Consider the following 15752-nt stretch of genomic DNA (forward strand, 5'->3'; position numbering starts at 1 on the left):
ATTATTATTGCTTTTAAGCAGAAATAATCGGTTCTGAGTCCTTGCCACCGCGAAATATGAAGTAAAGTAGTGGATATGATTGAGACAAAAGAGCGTAAGAACGTCGCAAAACTCTGGCTGCCGGACCAGCCCGGAGCGTGGGTCATGGCGCTCTTCCCCGCGCTCGGCGGCATCTTCATCGGCGGAGTCTCGTGGCGCAATGTCTGGTTGCTGGCGGCATGGACGCTGTGTTATTGCTTCCAGTTCTCCGCGGCCCGCTGGCTCGCCGTCCGCTCGCACGAGGTCAAAGACGCTCGGAAGCACCGGTCTGAAGCCAAGAGGCTCAACAACGCCAATATCGCAAATTCGACGGCAACCGGCTCGTCAAGAAAAAATCCGGATCAAGCCCCCGTTTCAGACCGCACCGCCCAACGCTCAAGTTGCACCATCCAACGCTCAGACCGCGCCGCCCAATGCTCAGACCGCACCATCCAATGCTCACGCCACACCAAGGCGCGCCGCTCAGCTACTGCCGTCACCGGCTCCGCCACCAACCCTGCCCTCGCTTCACGCAAATCTCACCGTTCAAATATCTACCTCACTCCCGCGCTCGTTTATCTCATCGCAACCGCTATTGTCGGCATCCCCGTTTTGGTTTCAGCCCCGAAATTGCTGTGGTGGGTTCCGGTTTATCTCGTTCTCGCTTTGCTTTCCTTCCTCGCTGCCTGGCGCCGCAGTGAACGTACGCTCTGGGGCAACGCGGTCTCCGTCATCGCCGCCGGAGGGATGGCTTTGCTCGCCACTTCGCTCGGTTCGAACTTCTTCGTACTAACGAGCCCAGGCGAAAGCCTTGCGTCAAGATTGTCGCCAACCGGCCTTCATCTTGCTACGGCGGCGCCGCATTCGTTTCAGTATTTTTCGCTGTATTTCCTAGGCTCACCACTGCTGCCGAAAGCCGGCGTCGTGGCCGCAGTTGCGTTCATCCTCACCGAATACGCTTCGGTTGTGTTCGTCAAGACGATGTTCCGCAAGTATGGCCATTCCGATTATTACGCGCTTTCGGTCGCCTATCATGCCGTACTTGCCGCGCTAAGTTTCGCCGCACCTGCGCTGTTGCAGGATTTCGCCGGATTGCCGTTGCCGCACGGCGTTATGTTCACCAGTCTGCTTTGGGGTATCGCCGCCACCGCACTGCTGCTGATTGCCGTTGTTTTCCCGCAACGCAAACGCATGAAGGCCATGCAGGTCGGCGGCATCGAAGCCGCCACCAGCGTGATGAACCTCGTCGTCATCGTGGTCGCGCTGATATAGGCGACATTCCTGACGTTCGCCGGCAACAGTCAATCCGAGCGATTCCCAGAAACCGACGGCGCACGTTTAACGGCACATCGGCGCTGGTAAACGGCATCTAAGAAGCTGTCAGAATCCGTTTACCAGCACCAATACACGCTAATGCTGGCAAACCGCACCTCAAAGGCCGCCAAAAGCCGTTTACCAGCACCACCACACGCTAATGCAGGCAAACCGCACCTCAGAAGCCGCCAAAAACCGTTTACCAGCACCACCACACGCTAATGCAGGCAAACCGCACCTCAGAAGCCGCCAAAACCGTTTACCAGCACAAACTCATGAAAACCGATGCGCTCTTCTCGAGAGTCCAAGCAGATATGTCAGAACCTATTTCAATCTCAGCGCGAAAGATACGGGTTGCCGGCGATGACGAAACGACGCGGGCGATCCTTGGCTTTGGTGATGCCGACGCGCTGGGTGGCCTCGATGCGTTCGCCGGGGCGCAGCGAGCCCGTTTCCAGCTTCAGCGGCGGCTTGCGCAGGTCGTGGCCGTAGAGATCCATGGTGATGCCGAGCGACTTGCAGATCTTGCCCGGGCCGTTGAGGCAATCCTTGATACGTTTGCCGCCACGACGCTTTTCGACGATTTCGACAGTCCGAGTATCCACCGGTTCGGCCGCGCGGATGAGCGCACCTGCGCCGAATCCTTCCTCGAATGCGGTGACGTTCATACACAGGTTTGTGCCGTAGACCAGATAGATGTAAGCGTGCCCGGACGGGCCGAACATCGCGCGGTTGCGTTCGCTCAAGCCACGAAACGTATGGCTCGCAGGGTCAAGTTGGTCGTATGCCTCGGTTTCCACGATGCGCACAGCCAACGTCTCGCCGTCGATTTGGCGCACCAACGTGCAGCCGAGCAACCCTTTCGCCACGGTTTCGGCGTCTTCGTTCAAAAATGCAGGAAACATGCTTCTATTGAAGCCCACCCACCAGAATTCAGCAATTCGTGATTTTGCGGCCTCTTGGTGCACCAAGTACCCACAAAAATCACAAATTCCCCCTCATTCTTCAAAAAATAGCCATCTTGGTGCACCAAGTACCCGGAAATTCGGCAAATAACCCATGAATCCTTCAAAAAAGGCCATCTTGGTGCACCAAGAGGCCTCAAAATCACGAAATGCACCGAAAACGGGATGGCCTGGAGCCGGTTTCGCATATATTTACATTTTGGCAAACAACGGAGCGGCATAATGACCATCGATTCGTGCCGCGCCGGCACCGGCACATCGACCGGCTGCTCAAAGGCGACACGCGAGCATCGACAGGTCTACGCCTAACAACCGTGCTTCTTCGGCCGTTTTGCCGGTGACCAACAAATCCGTGCGCCGCAAATCAGCGACGGTTTTCGCGCCCAGCAGCGCCATCAGCGAGCGCACCTGGCTCTTCCAGCCGTTGATTTCAGCAACCAGGCCATCGGCCCCACTAGCGTTCAGCACCTGCAGGAAATGGCCGGAAACACCGACGGCTCGGGCTCCCAGCGCGAGCGCCTTCACCACGTCGAGCGGGTTGCGCACACCGCCGGAAGCGAGCACGGCAACACCTTCGACACCATAATGGTTTACATCATTTTCAATGCTGTCGACTACCCCAACGCTACCAGCACCATCAACATGCAAGTCGGCACTGGCCGCATGAGAGCATCCGTCATCATTCGTGCCATCAGCCCGAGAACTCGTAACATTCGTACCGCGTCTCGCCTTATTATTTGCCGTATCGCCGAAATCCGATTCGGCCGCACGAATGCCGTTATCATTATTTGTTGTATTACATGTGTCGGGCAATACTCCCAACAGGCACAATGCCGTGGACTGGCCCCAACCGGCCATATAGCCGTATTCGTGGCCCTGCCGCCTGGCATTCTCAATGCGCGCGAAATCGGTACCGCCTTTTCCGCTGACATCGACGGTACGCACCCCCAACTGCGCAAGCTGCCGAACGGTTCGCACGCTCATGCCGAAGCCGACTTCCTTGACCATCACCGGCACGGGCGAGGCCTTGACGATGGCGGCGATACGCGCCGGCCACGTCTCGAAATCGCGCGCGCCTTCGGGCATCACCAGCTCCTGCGCGGCGTTGACGTGAATCTGCAGAGCGTCGGCGCCGATCATCTCGACGGCGTGCAGGGCCTGCTCAACGCTGACGGAAAGCCCGACGTTGGCAAAGACGAAACCGGACGGATCGTGCTTACGAATCGTGGTGAACGTCGGCTCGAGCCCCGGGTCGCGGATGGCGGCGTGCTGGGAACCGGAAGCCATGGCCATGCCCGTTTCGGCGGCGACACGGGCAAACGCGGCGTTGATAGCACCGGTTTTGGCCGATCCACCGGTCATCGCGTTGATATAGAAGGGCATATCCCAGCGTGCCCCGCAGACTTTCGTAGACATATCGACGTCGTTGACATCGACACTGCCCAAGCTGTGGTGTATGAAAGCCAAATCATCAAAGGCGTTGCGCTGCGCGTCGCCATGCTCGGCGAGCGCGAGACGCACGTGGTCGTCCTTGCGATTCGAACTCGCCCCCGCAATCCGCGAATTCATACCGAACATGCGCCTGCCGACATCACCAGAGAACGAATCAGCAGTCAACGAATCGACGATACCGGTGATTTCACCTGCCGGTGCCTCCATGCCGACATTTCCAGCGGCGCGGCTAGTTCTGACTTCCCTGCCAGCATTTCCGGCGGCGCGGCTGGTCCCGGCTTTCTGACAAAAATGTCCGGCAAACCTCGCGGCCATGAAATCCGAGGTCTCACCCATCCACTCGGCCAGTTCGACCTGCGGAGCGTGCACCGACAAATCCAGCGGGACGATGCTTTTCTCCTGCCAACCGCGCGTAACCTCCGCTTTGTCGGCGTTCGGCCCGGCAATCGCAATGCCGCAATCGCCGCCGCCGGCGCCGGAGCTTTTCGCCGCGGCACCATGGCTTTCGGCCACCTCGACCAGAGCGCGCAAGGCCGGGGTCTCGATGGTGACTCCGGTGAACGAAGAAAGGGTCTGCAAAAGTTTGCGGGCCTCGCGCACGTGCGCGATGACGCCCTGCTCGTCATCGGCGACCAGCGCCTGGGCCAATGCGTCGACACAGGCATCGCTGCCGCTCAAAAAGGCCTGATACAGCCGCTCGTGTTCGGCGGCGCTTTGCTGCTGGACATGGCCGACCAACGAAGGCGTGGAAGCCGGGTTGCCGGTCCATCCCACCATCAGGCACAAGCTGCTGGAAGGCCCGAATGCCCGGAGCCGCGCGATGCTCAACCCCGGCCAAGGCATCGTGATCAAATCGCTCAGCGCCGTGTCCTGCAAGCGGTTGGTGACCCACTGCCGGTCGACAGCAGTGAACCGGATGCAACCGCCGAAAAGGCTCGCCGCCAGATCGCCGCCGGAGCCGACTTTCTGGGCGCGGCTGGCCGAAACGAACGCCAGTTTGTATTGCTGCATCGGGTCGAGCTCGAGGCCGTAGAACGCGGTCAGCGCCTTCATCATGGCCACCGTCACCGCGGCGGACGAGCCCAAGCCATATTTGCGCCCGGAGGCGTCGTCCAGTTCGCTTTCGATATTGACGTCGTAGATCTTGAGATCACGGCCCTGCTGCTGGGCCAGTTCCTCGACCGCATGGATGACGGAAAGCACGAATGCCGCGCCCGGCTGCTCCACGTCAGGCACCGCACGTCCCGCGCGACGCCGCCAGGTCACCGACGCCTCGGGGTGACCTGCGGAATGGATGCGGCCGACGGGGTCGACGCCGAAGGTTTGCGGTTGAGCTGCAGCGGAAGAAGTGTCGTGTTCGGTGATGCGGGCGGTCAACAGACGGTTCACGGCGATGAGGATGGCCGGATGGCCATGCTCGACCACCGCATATTCGCCGGCGATATACAGTTTTCCCGGGGCCGTCGCTACGCTGCTGCTTGGTTCTTGGCCTCGCCTACCGCTCATCGTTTGCCGTTCCTTCCCTTCACGATTCGTCGATTACGTCCGCGCGCTGGAATAGGCCTGCTCAAATATCATCAAGCGATATTTTTCAATACAGCACGATATATCAATCCGTATCAACATTCCAAATGTACGCACAACCGGAGCAAAGTAGGGCGCCACGGGCATACCTGCACCAAATACCCCGATAATCTGCGCACCACCGCCACATTATTGCCGCCTGTTTGCCGCAAACGCAACTACGGGATCGCAAACGTGACACCAGCAAACGCCTCAGCGTCACACATGCAATGGAGCCGCAATGGTCGATCGCAAACGTGACGCTCATCAGCGTAGAAGCGTCACAAACGCAACAATGCGCACGTGACAGAAATGGAATCAGAGCGGCGCCAGACGCAACGTACGCCGTAAGATGTCAGTGGCAATAAACAAGGATTTGTAAGCACAACGAAGGAGCCATTATGCCAGTCATTCATACCCACGTTTCCGTTTCCACCACTCCCAAGCAGCGCGAGGCCCTGAAGGCCGCGTACGGCAAGGCCATCACCGCCGTCCCCGGAAAGACCGAGAGCTGGCTGATGTGCCCGTTCGAGGACAACATGCCGATTTATTTCGGCGGGAGCGACGACAAGCCGGCGGCTTACGTCGAGGTCAACGTCATGGGTGAGCCCGGCAGCGTCGACCGCTCGGTTTGGGAATCAATGTCGAAGCAGATCATGACCGCGCTGCACGACGAGCTCGGCGTGCCCGAAGACCGCACGTATATCCGCTATACGGCCACCGGCGACTGGGGCTGGAACGGCGGGAATTTCTGATTTTTCTTATCCGTTGGCGCTGAAACCGCACTAATACGAATTGCGTAAAAGGCGATAAGCCGGCCGAAGTCTCCCTTCGCGCCACGGCTTATCGCCTTTTACGTTACCTCCGACTGTTGCCTGCCAACAATTATTGCTGCGGGCGGTCCGAAAGGGCGAAGGCGTTGTGCATGTGCTCGCTGGAAATGTAGAGCACCTTGTCGAGCAACTGCTTGTTGCGTGCCTCGAGATAGTCGGCCATGCGCTGGTTCGCGGCCTGCATGATTGGACGCGCAGCATCCGTCTGCCGTTCGCCCAGTACCGATTGCGCCTGCTCAGCGGCTTGCGCTTCTTGGCCATCAACCGGCTTTGCCGCAGTCTTTCGCACCGCCTGCAAAAGCCGCGCATCGGCCTCGGCGACAAAACGATGGCCGTGCGAGAAGATGTCCTCGCGGAACGCCTCGACGGCGCTGCCGGTCAGGTCGAAGTGCGCATCGGCGAGCGCCGCGATGAGGCGGTTGGTCCAGTAGAGCGTGGAGGTGGAGACCTCGCCGCTGGTGTCACGCAGATACGCGGGCGTGCACGAAACGTTGGTATAGAAGGGCGCGTTGGCGGTTGTGGGCTGCGAGCCGAACGCCAGCCACATCACGGACCGGTAGCTCGCGGCCTCGGCGGGCAGATAACCGCGGATCTGCATGATCGCCAGATGGCCGGTGCGGCTGATGCCGATCGGACGGAAGCTGTGGCGCGTCGCCGGCGTGCCCGCGTGACCATACGGATCGTACGGGGTGTCCTGATAATGCGAACTCAGCACGACGCTCACGTCCTCGATGCTGATCTTGCTTTCCGGTCGGCGCGCCCACGGGATGTCGTCGGAAATCGGCGTATAGCGGGCGGCTGGCGAATCCCAGTCCTCGCTGGGGTTGAGGCAACGCTGCATGTACCAGGCGCGCGGGGTGTTGTAGATGTGGTCGCGGAACGTCGAGGTGCCGAAAAGCTTGCGCGGGTTAAGATGGTGCCAATGCTCCTCGGAGCTGTCCATGCTGCGGTCGAGGTGGTTGGCCTCGATGAACTCACGCAGGTCGGCCGAGCAGAGATAATCGCGGGTATCCGCCTCGCCCGGCTTCGGTTCGGCGAGCGCTTCCACGAGGTCGAAATGGTCGAGGCCGAGCTGGTTGGGGATGGCGGCATAGCAATCGTCGGGCACGCGACGGGCAATCCAATGGTGGCCGCCGATGGATTCGAGGTACCACACCTCGTCGCCGTCGGAAATACTCACGCCGTTGGCCTCGTAGGTGCCGTAACGTTCGAGCAACCCGCCCAAACGTTTGACACCTTCGCGTGCGGAACGGACGTAGGGCAGCACCAACGTGATGATGTCTTCCTCGCCGATACCGCCGGGAATCTCACGGCGGGCTCCGGCAACGGCTTCAGCGATATGAGACGAAGATGCCACGCTGCGAGCCGAGGCGATGGGCGACGTCGAAGCAGACGCAGAGACACTGACAGCACCAGTTCGATGGGCATTGTCATCTTTACCGACCACGGCCTGTCCCGCATCTACGGACTTGCCGTCGGCAGACCGACGTTCAGCAAGTTTCCCGCCCACGCTCTCACTTTCGGCAAACCCGTCGTGCCGCAACCGACTCTTGCCGCCGTGGTCAAGATACAGGTCCAGACCTTGGTTGGCGATGTCATCGGCAAGCTTGGAATCATAAGGCTCGGGCTCACCGAGCGATGCCCACAACGCGTCGACGGAAGGCGCGGATTCAGTCCCACTAACACCGTGAGGGTTTGCCCCAGAACCGTCGTCGGAACCTTCGGAAGCCACACCGCCACCATCGGCAGGAACCGTGTGCAACTCGACCATCGGATCGGCGCCAAGCACGCGTTCGTTGACGGCGATGGTCTCGGTGGCGCTCATCGCCACGTTGCGCTCGCTCACACCTGCTTCGGCGAGGATGCCTCGGTTACGCAAGGCGTTGGGTGCCATGACGTAAGCGCACGGATCGTCGGGCAGGTCGATTTCGACGTGGCTGAGCACGCTGCGGTAATGGCGTGGCTGGTCGGCCGGAGCCACGGCTACGAACCGCTTCGGGTCGTAACGCCCGCCGCCGCTGTCGTCATTGCGCGCAATGAGCGTGGATCCGTCGTAACTGGCATTTTTTCCTACAAGTAACGTTGTGCAAGGCATGGCCCCAGTCTACGACCCGGTTGCTATGAGCCCTATTGATTGTCATACATAACGTGAAGGAGCAACAGCGTAGCCCCCCCATCTGCACAAAACGCATTTGTCGCTTCACCGCGCCAACTTCCGGAATCTCTATCTGCCAGTTCACCGAGCTACATACGTGTCATACGCACTCAGAGCATAGCTGGCATAGCCGTATTGAGGGGCGCCACCGAAAACGATGGCCATATTGAGCCCTTCGATAAGTTCATCACGAGTCACGCCCGCATCGGCTGCGGCACGTACGTGCGTCATGATGCATCGTTCGCTGCCACGCGCCACACCCATCAGCACGGCGATCAGCGCCTTGGTCTTGCCGTCAAGCGCGCCCGGTTTCAACGCGTCGCTTTTCATGGCGAGGAAGTCGCCGACCACCTGCGGGCTCGCCTCCTTATACGCGTCGCGTGCGGCGACAAAACGATCCGTTTCCTGGTTGATGGCTTTATCAATCATTGCTGACCTCTTTAATCTGCAAAACATTCATCATTCATTTAGTTCAACGTTTATTGAACCAATATGATTATCGTATCATGGAAATCATGAAAGACCAGCTGCATACCGACCCGAAAGACGTCACCCTACCGCAGGCGATGTTCGCCCTGAGCGACCCGCTTCGGCTGCGCATCGTCGCGCTGCTCGACACCAACGGCGAGATGCATTGCGGCGATATCTACCGCGCGCTGGGCATCACCAAAACAGCAGCCTCCCACCATTTCAAGGTGCTCCGCGAATCCGGCCTGGTCTGGCGCGACCATCACGGCGTCCAACAGAGCGCCCGTCTCCGTCGCCCGGAATTCGACACGGCCTTCCCCGGACTGCTCGACGCCGTGCTCGGCAATTTCAACAAACACAGCGCTTGACCACTCCGGAAAGCGAGTCAGCGGCTAAAATCTCGCGACGCTAAAACAAAAAAGGCACCGCCTTTACGACGATACCTTGCTCGTGCCCCCCGTGGGACTCGAACCCACAACCCACGACTTAAAAGGACGCTGCTCTAACCATTGAGCCAGAGGGGCAACAAAACTTCATTATACAGTCACTTCTCGATTTGCGTATCATATTTTGCGTGTCGCAAATACGGGCTAGCCGATTGCGCCATAAATCGGCAACAGCTAGCGACGTGACGGCTTACCGGTGCCGCGATGCTTGCCACGCGCGAGCCACAGGCCAAGCACGAATACCAGCACGCCGAATACCAGCGGCATCCACAGCGTCTGCAGCGGCGCAGCGCCACGAAGCCGATGCGCGAAAGCGACCTCGCACATTCCGATGAGCCCGATCGCCGCGACGATCTTGACGATGGTCATCGGCCAGTTGGCTCGCCACGCGTGCACGAGCGTCGGCACGGCACTCACCATCAGCACGACGTAGCAAACCCGCGCCACCGTCGCCCAGCCCTCGACCATGCCAACCGGCCCAAGCACACCGACCACCAGCGCGAGCAGCACCAATACGCCAGCGACAATATGCATCCAATGCCAAACAACCATGATGAACCCGCTTCCGTCTCTCGTCTCTTACCGCCCACGCTGCTGCCGTTACGCAACGTGTCACATAGACGAGATTATTCCCCAAGCCCGTTCATTATCAAGTTTTTCGATACATTTTCACTAAATCTGTCTCAAAAACAGAATGGCAACTAGACGCACAAAGGCGAGACCCCAACTGATGGAGCCCCGCCTTAATCACAAGAAAAACCGCACACGCTCTTTACAGCATAACCAGCGGGAAACCGTGGGAGACGATGAGGCCGACCACCATGACCACAACGACCAGCGCAATCGGCACCCAGATGGCCACAGCCGATGCCGTATCCTTGCTTTTCTTCGCAAACCCGATTTCCGCCAGCGCGATCAGCGCGACCGCAAGGATGATCTTGACCACCAGCAGCACGGTGATATGCGGCCAGGCGTGCACAATCAGAAAGACTCCGCTCAGAATAATGAGGATATAGCAGACGCGAGCGATCATCGCCCAAATCTTCGTCATCCTAGCCGGCCCCAGCAGCCCCACGGCCACCGCGACGATCAGTACAACGCCCACAACCAAATGCATCCAAGACCAAAGCATGTCTGCCCCCAACTTTTAAGAAAAATCATCAGTACCGCTACACCCAATATATAAGCTATCACCCGCACTATCAACATCGCTCGCCACCGGCGCATTCCGCTTAACAAATGAATCTATGCCAGACTTTGGTATCACATTTCAGGTGCTTTGAGCTTAAAAGGAAGGCTTCGGGTATTGACAATCTGCTTAAGCAACATATTGACGGCTGTAGCCAAATCAAGTCCCATGGATTCCAGAATTTCCGAAGCCTCATCCCTGAGCTACCGGTCAGTCTCAACCTGTATTTCGGTGTTCATTTCCATAGTGGCCCCTTTACCGGATATTAACAGTTCTGTAAAAGCACATCTCGCTTTACGATTAATCATTTTTTACGTTTCGCGCATACACTACGAAAACGGGTGGCGATACATTCGTACAAACGCATCGTCACCCGCTCAATCAAATCCAGTCAGGACCGATTAACTCACAATATTTGCTTTCGCTGTCGCTCACTCACCCATGTGAGGCACCACGACGGCACGCTTGGAGAGCTTGCCGTCGACCAGCTTGTGGTAGGCGTCGAGCGCGTTGTCCATCGAGTAGGTCTCGACCTCGGGGGTGATCAGGCCCTCGCGATAGAGCGCGGCGACCTCGTGCAGCTCGGGCATGGAGCCCCAGTAGACGCTGGTGAGTTCCTGCTGCCACGGGTTGCTGTACCAATCGTAGGAAGCCTTGCCGCCGGCGATGCCCACGATGGTCACGCGAGAATCGATGGCGGAAGCGGCCTGCGCAGCAGCGATGGTCGGCGCGATGCCCACGAAATCGAAGGCGGCGTCAACACCACGGCCTCCGGTGATCTTGCGGATGTTCTCGACCTCATGCTCATCGCCCTTGACGGTGATGGCGCCCTTCTCCTCGGCCTTGGCCATGGCTTCCGGCTTCATGTCGGTGGCGATGATGGTGGCGCCGGTGATGGCCTTCAGAATCTGGATGGTGATCTGGCCCAGGCCGCCGAGGCCGATGACCAGCGCGTACTTGCCGCCGCCCTGCAGGTGAGGCAGCGCAGCCTTGATGGCGTGGTACGGAGTCAGCGCGGCGTCGGCGAGCGGAGCCGCGGCGATCGGGTCGGCGTCGCCCAGCGGCACGAGGTTGCGCGCGGGAACGACCATGTATTCGGCCATGCCGCCGTCGCGTCCGAGACCGATGGCCAGCGACTTGTTGGTGGCCATGTTCTCGCAGTAGTTCTCTTCGCCGGCAACGCAGCGCTTGCAGTGGCCGCAGCCGGTGGGGCCGTAGACCAGGTAGGCATCGCCCTTGTTGAAGCCGGTGACGCCGGTGCCGACCTCTTCGACCCAGCCGGAGGTCTCATGGCCGAGGATGAACGACGGCTTGGTCTGCGCACCGGTGACCTCGTCATAGTCACGGAAGACGGAAACGTCGGAATGGCAGCAGCCAGCGCCGGCGACCTTCAGCAGCACCTCGCCCGGCCCTGGGGTCGGCTTTTCGACTTCCTCGAGCGACGGGAATGTCTTATACGCTTTAAACACAACGGCTTTCATAGCTGTTCCTTTCATATCGGTGAGATGACGCAAGAATAAACGACCAGCGGCTTTGCAAAAGCATTGAACCGGAATCGTTTAAACATCGCTATCATATCGTTCCTGCCCCTTCATCGGAGCTGAATCGATGTATAGAATTATACATTCCCGACATACGTTTAGCAAACGTCAAATCGTTGGAATATCAACGTTTGTCAAGATGTATACAATCTCACATCACGCCGAAAACCGCACTATCCATACAAAAGCATAGTAAGTGTATCAATAATCACGGTAAAACCTTTGACGCCGCAGCGGCACGCGCAAACGGACCGCTGTCAGTCGGCACCGTCTGCGTCGGACAGGTGGCAAGCACGCGCTGCATCGCGGCCTTTTCGGCCTTGGTGACCCACAGGCCATACTTGTGCTTCACGCCAATCTGCCGCGAAACGTACGAGCAACGGTACGACTTTTTCTTCGGCAGCCAAGTCGCCGCGTCGCCGTCGCTTTTCTGCTGGTTGCTCGGCCCGTCGACGGCCAGCAGGTTGTACGGGTCGTTGGCCATCTGCCTGCGCTGCCCGGCGCCGATCTTCTGCGCCCCGGTCTGCCAAGCGTTGGAAAGCGCGACGACGTGGTCGATCTGCACCCTGGCCGAGGTCTTCCTGCCCTGCTTGAAATAGATGGTCTTGCCGGTGTACGGGTCGGCGAGCGTGCCCGACATCACCTTGCAATCGCGGGTCCCTGCCTTGAATTTCTTGCCGGTAAGGTCGCGCCCCAGAATGTCGTTGCGGGTGTCGCAGCCGTTGCGGTCCACGTCGGCCCAGGCACGCCCGAATTGCGTACGCTTGTATCCGGTTTTCGGCGCGCGCCCCTTGACCGGCAACGTATCGAGCACCGCCGTAGCCAGCTGCCCGTCCGCAGTCGAGACCGTATCGGCGAGCGCCGAGCCGGGAGCGACGCTCACCGCGAGCGCGAGCGTCACCATCACCGCAAGCAAATCGCCCCAAACGGCCTTCGCTGATTTATTCGTTTTATATACCTGATTTACTTTCTTCATTTCCCGCCGATTCATTTCCGTCATTCTATATCTATTTAATATTCACCACGAATATACAGAACTTTGCGCAACCGTTCCGGCATCATGGGCGACCGTTATTATACAAATCATGACCACGATCAAAGAGGTAGCCAAAGAGGCCGGAGCGTCGGTGACCGCCGTCTCGATGGCACTGAACCACCGCGAAAACGGACACGTCAAGAAGGAGCTTGCCGAACATATCCGCAAAACGGCGAAGAAAATGGGCTATCGCCCCAATCCCCTCGCCCGCTCCCTACGCACCAGCCGCACCCACACCATCGGTTTCATCAGCGAGGAAATCGCCACCACCCCGTACGCCGGCGAGATGATTCTGGGAGCGCAGGACGCCGCAAGCGAGCTGGGATACATGATGCTTCTGGTCAATACGGACGGCGAGGCCAGCGAAACCAGTGAAATAGCCGCGCTCAAACGCTACGGTGTGGACGGCTATCTGTATGCCAAAATGTATGACAGAGTGTCAGCCGTTCCCAAATCGCTTTCACACGAACACACCGTCCTCATCGACGCGACGTCATCGGACGGAAGCGTACCGTACATCGTTCCCGACGAAGTCGCCATGGGCTACGACGCCACCACATACCTCATCAAATCCGGCGCCAAACGCATAGCCTATATAGGTTGCAACGAAAATCTCCTCGCCGAACCGCTGCGCCTGAAAGGCTACAGAAAAGCCCTCAGAGAAGCCGGGTTGGCCGTCGACCCCAAACTCAGCATCAGCGTAGGCAATAACGGCGTTGCGCTCAAGGCCGTCTCCGAGCTGTTCGAGCGCGAACGCCCAGATGCCTTCTTCTGCTTCAACGACGCCCGCACCTGGTACGTATACCAGTGCGCCGCTGGGCACGGACTCGAAGTCGGCCACGACATTTCCGTGGTCGGCATCGACAACAACCGCATTATCAAGGAGACCTTCGAGCCGCAGCCGACCACCATCGCATTGCCGCATTACGAAATGGGCTATTGGGGCGCCCGCAAACTGATCTCGATGATCGAAGGCCGTGATTTGGATCCGACCAGCAACAGGAAAACCGTCGCCGCGATCCCGGCGCTCGACGCACCGAACCCGGTACGCATCCGCTGCACGCTGCTCGAACGTGGTTCGGTGATCAATCGCGGGACCGCCCGGCCGTAACTGCCGAATCGCCCATCGGCGCAACAATTTAGACAGATATCTATAAATAATCCATATATACGGTTTCTATTTAGTTGAAAACGCCGGAAACGATTTACAATTTGACGTAAATCGTTTCTCGTCGTATATTTTTACCAGTTTCTTGCCTAAGGCAATGCCGCAGAATTCGGCAAGGACGGAAGTAAACAAGACATCACGCGGCAGCGATGTCGAAAAGAAAGGTGACGAAATGGCAATCAAAGGCGCCAAAACGTACCGGAACCCCTCGTATCTCGAGAGTTCCACCGGTATCTTCATGTTCTTCTGCTCGTGGGGCATCTGGTGGTCCTTCTTCTCCCGGTGGCTTACCGACCCGACCAAGGGCCTCGGGATGACCGCCCAGCAACAGGGCACCATCTACTCCATCAACTCCGCGGTGACGCTCGTGATCATGTTCGTCTACGGCGTTCTGCAAGACAACCTCGGCATCAAGCGCCGCCTGGTCGTCGTGGTCTCCTGCATCGCGGCCTGCGTCGGCCCGTTCGCCCAGTTCGTGTACACCCCGATGCTCAAAGCCGGCGGCACCACCCGCTACATCGGCGTGCTCCTCGGTTCCATCGTTCTCTCCGCTGGCTTCATGGCCGGCTGCTCGCTTTTCGAGGCACTCACCGAACGCTACAGCCGTCACTTCGGCTTCGAATACGGCCAGTCCCGCGCCTGGGGTTCCTTCGGCTACGCGGTCGTCGCGCTGATCGCCGGCCCGCTGTTCAACGTCGACATGCGCCTGAACTTCTGGCTCGGCTCGCTCTTCGGCCTCGGCATGATCTGCGTCTACGCCTTCTGGCGCCCGGCGGAACAGAAAGAGGAACTGCGGAAGGAAGCCGACCCGAACGCACCGCGGACCAACCCGACCGTCAAGGAAATGGTCTCCGTGCTCGGCATGGGCTCGCTCTGGGCGCTGATCATCTTCATGTTCTTCACCAACACCTTCTACACGGTCTTCGACCAGCAGATGTTCCCGAACTACTACACCAGCCTCTTCGCCACCACGGCTCAGGGCAACAATTGGTACTCCGTGCTCAACGCGGCCGAGGTATTCTGCGAGTCCGCGATGATGGGCATCGTCCCAGTGATCATGGACCACATCGGCGTGCGCAACTCGCTGTTGCTCGGCGCTGTGGTGATGTGCCTGCGTATCGGCCTGTGCGGCGTCTTCCACGACCCGGTGATGATCTCGGTGGTCAAGATGTTCCACGCCATCGAAACCCCGCTCTTCAGCCTTCCCGCCTTCCGTTACTTCACCTTGCATTACGATACGAAGCTTTCCGCGACGCTTTACATGGTCGGCTTCCAGATCGCCTCTCAGCTGGGCCAGGTCATCATGTCCAACCCGCTCGGCCTGCTGCGCGACCGCGTTGGCGCACGCCCGACCTTCTTCATCATCTCCGGCATCGTCCTTCTCGCTTTGATCTACGGGTACTTCGTGATCAAGAAGGATGACCAGCAGGTGGGCGGCGATCCGTTCATCCGTATCAAGGACCGCAAGGCCGCCGAGGCGCAAGGCGAGGCCATCCAGGCCGAGGCCGCCAGCGACCAGCTCCCGGCCTGACGTTTCGTCACCAACCCTGCTGTTCATTGCGTTTGTGACGCTACCGACCTGATCAGCGCCACAAACGCAATAT

General features: G+C 59.0%; 12 protein-coding genes, 1 tRNA gene and 2 pseudogenes. 5 read left to right on the plus strand and 10 right to left on the minus strand.

Annotated features, from left to right (window positions below; translation table 11 throughout):
- Window positions 1–75: 75 nt before the first annotated feature.
- Complete coding sequence (locus tag OZX71_RS08040; protein ID WP_277159950.1) at window positions 76–1290, plus strand: YwiC-like family protein; 1215 nt, start codon at window positions 76–78, stop codon at window positions 1288–1290.
- Window positions 1291–1667: 377 nt separating this feature from the next.
- Here the strand turns inward: OZX71_RS08040 and OZX71_RS08045 are convergent, their stop codons facing one another.
- Both OZX71_RS08045 and OZX71_RS08050 read right to left on the minus strand, forming a co-directional pair.
- Window positions 1668–2237, minus strand: coding sequence for a DNA-3-methyladenine glycosylase (locus tag OZX71_RS08045; RefSeq protein ID WP_277159951.1), 570 nt, complete (start codon window positions 2235–2237; stop codon window positions 1668–1670).
- 330 nt (window positions 2238–2567) lie between these two features.
- Window positions 2568–5255: a phosphomevalonate kinase gene (locus OZX71_RS08050; RefSeq protein ID WP_277159952.1), complete on the minus strand. Its 2688-nt coding sequence runs from the start codon at window positions 5253–5255 to the stop codon at window positions 2568–2570.
- A 458-nt stretch (window positions 5256–5713) separates the two neighbouring features.
- On the opposite strand from OZX71_RS08050, the gene OZX71_RS08055 reads away from it, so the two are divergent.
- Entirely contained in the window at window positions 5714–6067 is a 354-nt protein-coding gene (locus OZX71_RS08055) for a phenylpyruvate tautomerase MIF-related protein (protein ID WP_277159953.1), read from the plus strand.
- Window positions 6068–6197: 130 nt separating this feature from the next.
- On the opposite strand, the gene OZX71_RS08060 is transcribed toward OZX71_RS08055, so the two are convergent.
- Complete coding sequence (locus OZX71_RS08060; RefSeq protein WP_277159954.1) at window positions 6198–8240, minus strand: C69 family dipeptidase; 2043 nt, start codon at window positions 8238–8240, stop codon at window positions 6198–6200.
- A 141-nt stretch (window positions 8241–8381) separates the two neighbouring features.
- The gene (locus OZX71_RS08065; protein ID WP_277159955.1) at window positions 8382–8729 is read right to left on the minus strand and encodes a carboxymuconolactone decarboxylase family protein; all 348 of its coding nucleotides are present in this window, start codon (window positions 8727–8729) and stop codon (window positions 8382–8384) included.
- 77 nt (window positions 8730–8806) lie between these two features.
- Here OZX71_RS08065 and OZX71_RS08070 point away from each other — a divergent pair, with 77 nt between their 5' ends.
- Window positions 8807–9136, plus strand: a complete 330-nt coding sequence (locus OZX71_RS08070; RefSeq protein ID WP_277159956.1) for a metalloregulator ArsR/SmtB family transcription factor — start codon at window positions 8807–8809, stop codon at window positions 9134–9136.
- Window positions 9137–9219: 83 nt separating this feature from the next.
- Here the strand turns inward: OZX71_RS08070 and OZX71_RS08075 are convergent.
- The 6 genes and pseudogenes from OZX71_RS08075 to OZX71_RS08100 all read right to left on the minus strand — a co-directional run.
- A tRNA-Lys gene (locus tag OZX71_RS08075) sits at window positions 9220–9292 on the minus strand.
- A 96-nt stretch (window positions 9293–9388) separates the two neighbouring features.
- On the minus strand, window positions 9389–9766 hold the full coding sequence (locus OZX71_RS08080) for a DUF1516 family protein (RefSeq protein WP_277159957.1): 378 nt from the start codon (window positions 9764–9766) through the stop codon (window positions 9389–9391).
- A 220-nt stretch (window positions 9767–9986) separates the two neighbouring features.
- On the minus strand, window positions 9987–10331 hold the full coding sequence (locus tag OZX71_RS08085) for a DUF1516 family protein (RefSeq protein WP_277146085.1): 345 nt from the start codon (window positions 10329–10331) through the stop codon (window positions 9987–9989).
- Between the two features lie 146 nt (window positions 10332–10477).
- A pseudogene (locus tag OZX71_RS08090) lies at window positions 10478–10591 on the minus strand (type II toxin-antitoxin system RelB/DinJ family antitoxin); the annotation flags it as partial.
- A 243-nt stretch (window positions 10592–10834) separates the two neighbouring features.
- Window positions 10835–11884 carry an NAD(P)-dependent alcohol dehydrogenase gene (locus tag OZX71_RS08095; protein WP_277159958.1) on the minus strand — a complete coding sequence of 350 codons (1050 nt, stop codon included), beginning with the start codon at window positions 11882–11884 and terminating at the stop codon, window positions 10835–10837.
- Window positions 11885–12203: 319 nt separating this feature from the next.
- Window positions 12204–12848, minus strand: a pseudogene (locus tag OZX71_RS08100) (HNH endonuclease family protein); the annotation flags it as partial.
- 181 nt (window positions 12849–13029) lie between these two features.
- On the opposite strand from OZX71_RS08100, the gene OZX71_RS08105 reads away from it, so the two are divergent.
- The gene (locus OZX71_RS08105; protein WP_277159959.1) at window positions 13030–14091 is read left to right on the plus strand and encodes a LacI family DNA-binding transcriptional regulator; all 1062 of its coding nucleotides are present in this window, start codon (window positions 13030–13032) and stop codon (window positions 14089–14091) included.
- A gap of 229 nt (window positions 14092–14320) precedes the next feature.
- Window positions 14321–15679, plus strand: coding sequence for an MFS transporter (locus OZX71_RS08110; protein WP_277146081.1), 1359 nt, complete (start codon window positions 14321–14323; stop codon window positions 15677–15679).
- Window positions 15680–15752 lie beyond the last annotated feature (73 nt).

Source organism: Bifidobacterium sp. ESL0764 (assembly GCF_029395515.1).
Lineage (GTDB): Bacteria > Actinomycetota > Actinomycetes > Actinomycetales > Bifidobacteriaceae > Bifidobacterium.

Coding starts and splice junctions, on each gene's coding strand:
- OZX71_RS08060 (WP_277159954.1), bottom strand. CDS start 8,240: ATGCCTTGCACAACGTTACTTGTAGGAAAAAATGCCAGTTACGACGGA.
- OZX71_RS08065 (WP_277159955.1), bottom strand. CDS start 8,729: ATGATTGATAAAGCCATCAACCAGGAAACGGATCGTTTTGTCGCCGCA.
- OZX71_RS08080 (WP_277159957.1), bottom strand. CDS start 9,766: ATGGTTGTTTGGCATTGGATGCATATTGTCGCTGGCGTATTGGTGCTG.
- OZX71_RS08055 (WP_277159953.1), top strand. CDS start 5,714: ATGCCAGTCATTCATACCCACGTTTCCGTTTCCACCACTCCCAAGCAG.
- OZX71_RS08110 (WP_277146081.1), top strand. CDS start 14,321: ATGGCAATCAAAGGCGCCAAAACGTACCGGAACCCCTCGTATCTCGAG.
- OZX71_RS08040 (WP_277159950.1), top strand. CDS start 76: ATGATTGAGACAAAAGAGCGTAAGAACGTCGCAAAACTCTGGCTGCCG.
- OZX71_RS08095 (WP_277159958.1), bottom strand. CDS start 11,884: ATGAAAGCCGTTGTGTTTAAAGCGTATAAGACATTCCCGTCGCTCGAG.
- OZX71_RS08070 (WP_277159956.1), top strand. CDS start 8,807: ATGGAAATCATGAAAGACCAGCTGCATACCGACCCGAAAGACGTCACC.
- OZX71_RS08085 (WP_277146085.1), bottom strand. CDS start 10,331: ATGCATTTGGTTGTGGGCGTTGTACTGATCGTCGCGGTGGCCGTGGGG.
- OZX71_RS08050 (WP_277159952.1), bottom strand. CDS start 5,255: ATGAGCGGTAGGCGAGGCCAAGAACCAAGCAGCAGCGTAGCGACGGCC.
- OZX71_RS08105 (WP_277159959.1), top strand. CDS start 13,030: ATGACCACGATCAAAGAGGTAGCCAAAGAGGCCGGAGCGTCGGTGACC.
- OZX71_RS08045 (WP_277159951.1), bottom strand. CDS start 2,237: ATGTTTCCTGCATTTTTGAACGAAGACGCCGAAACCGTGGCGAAAGGG.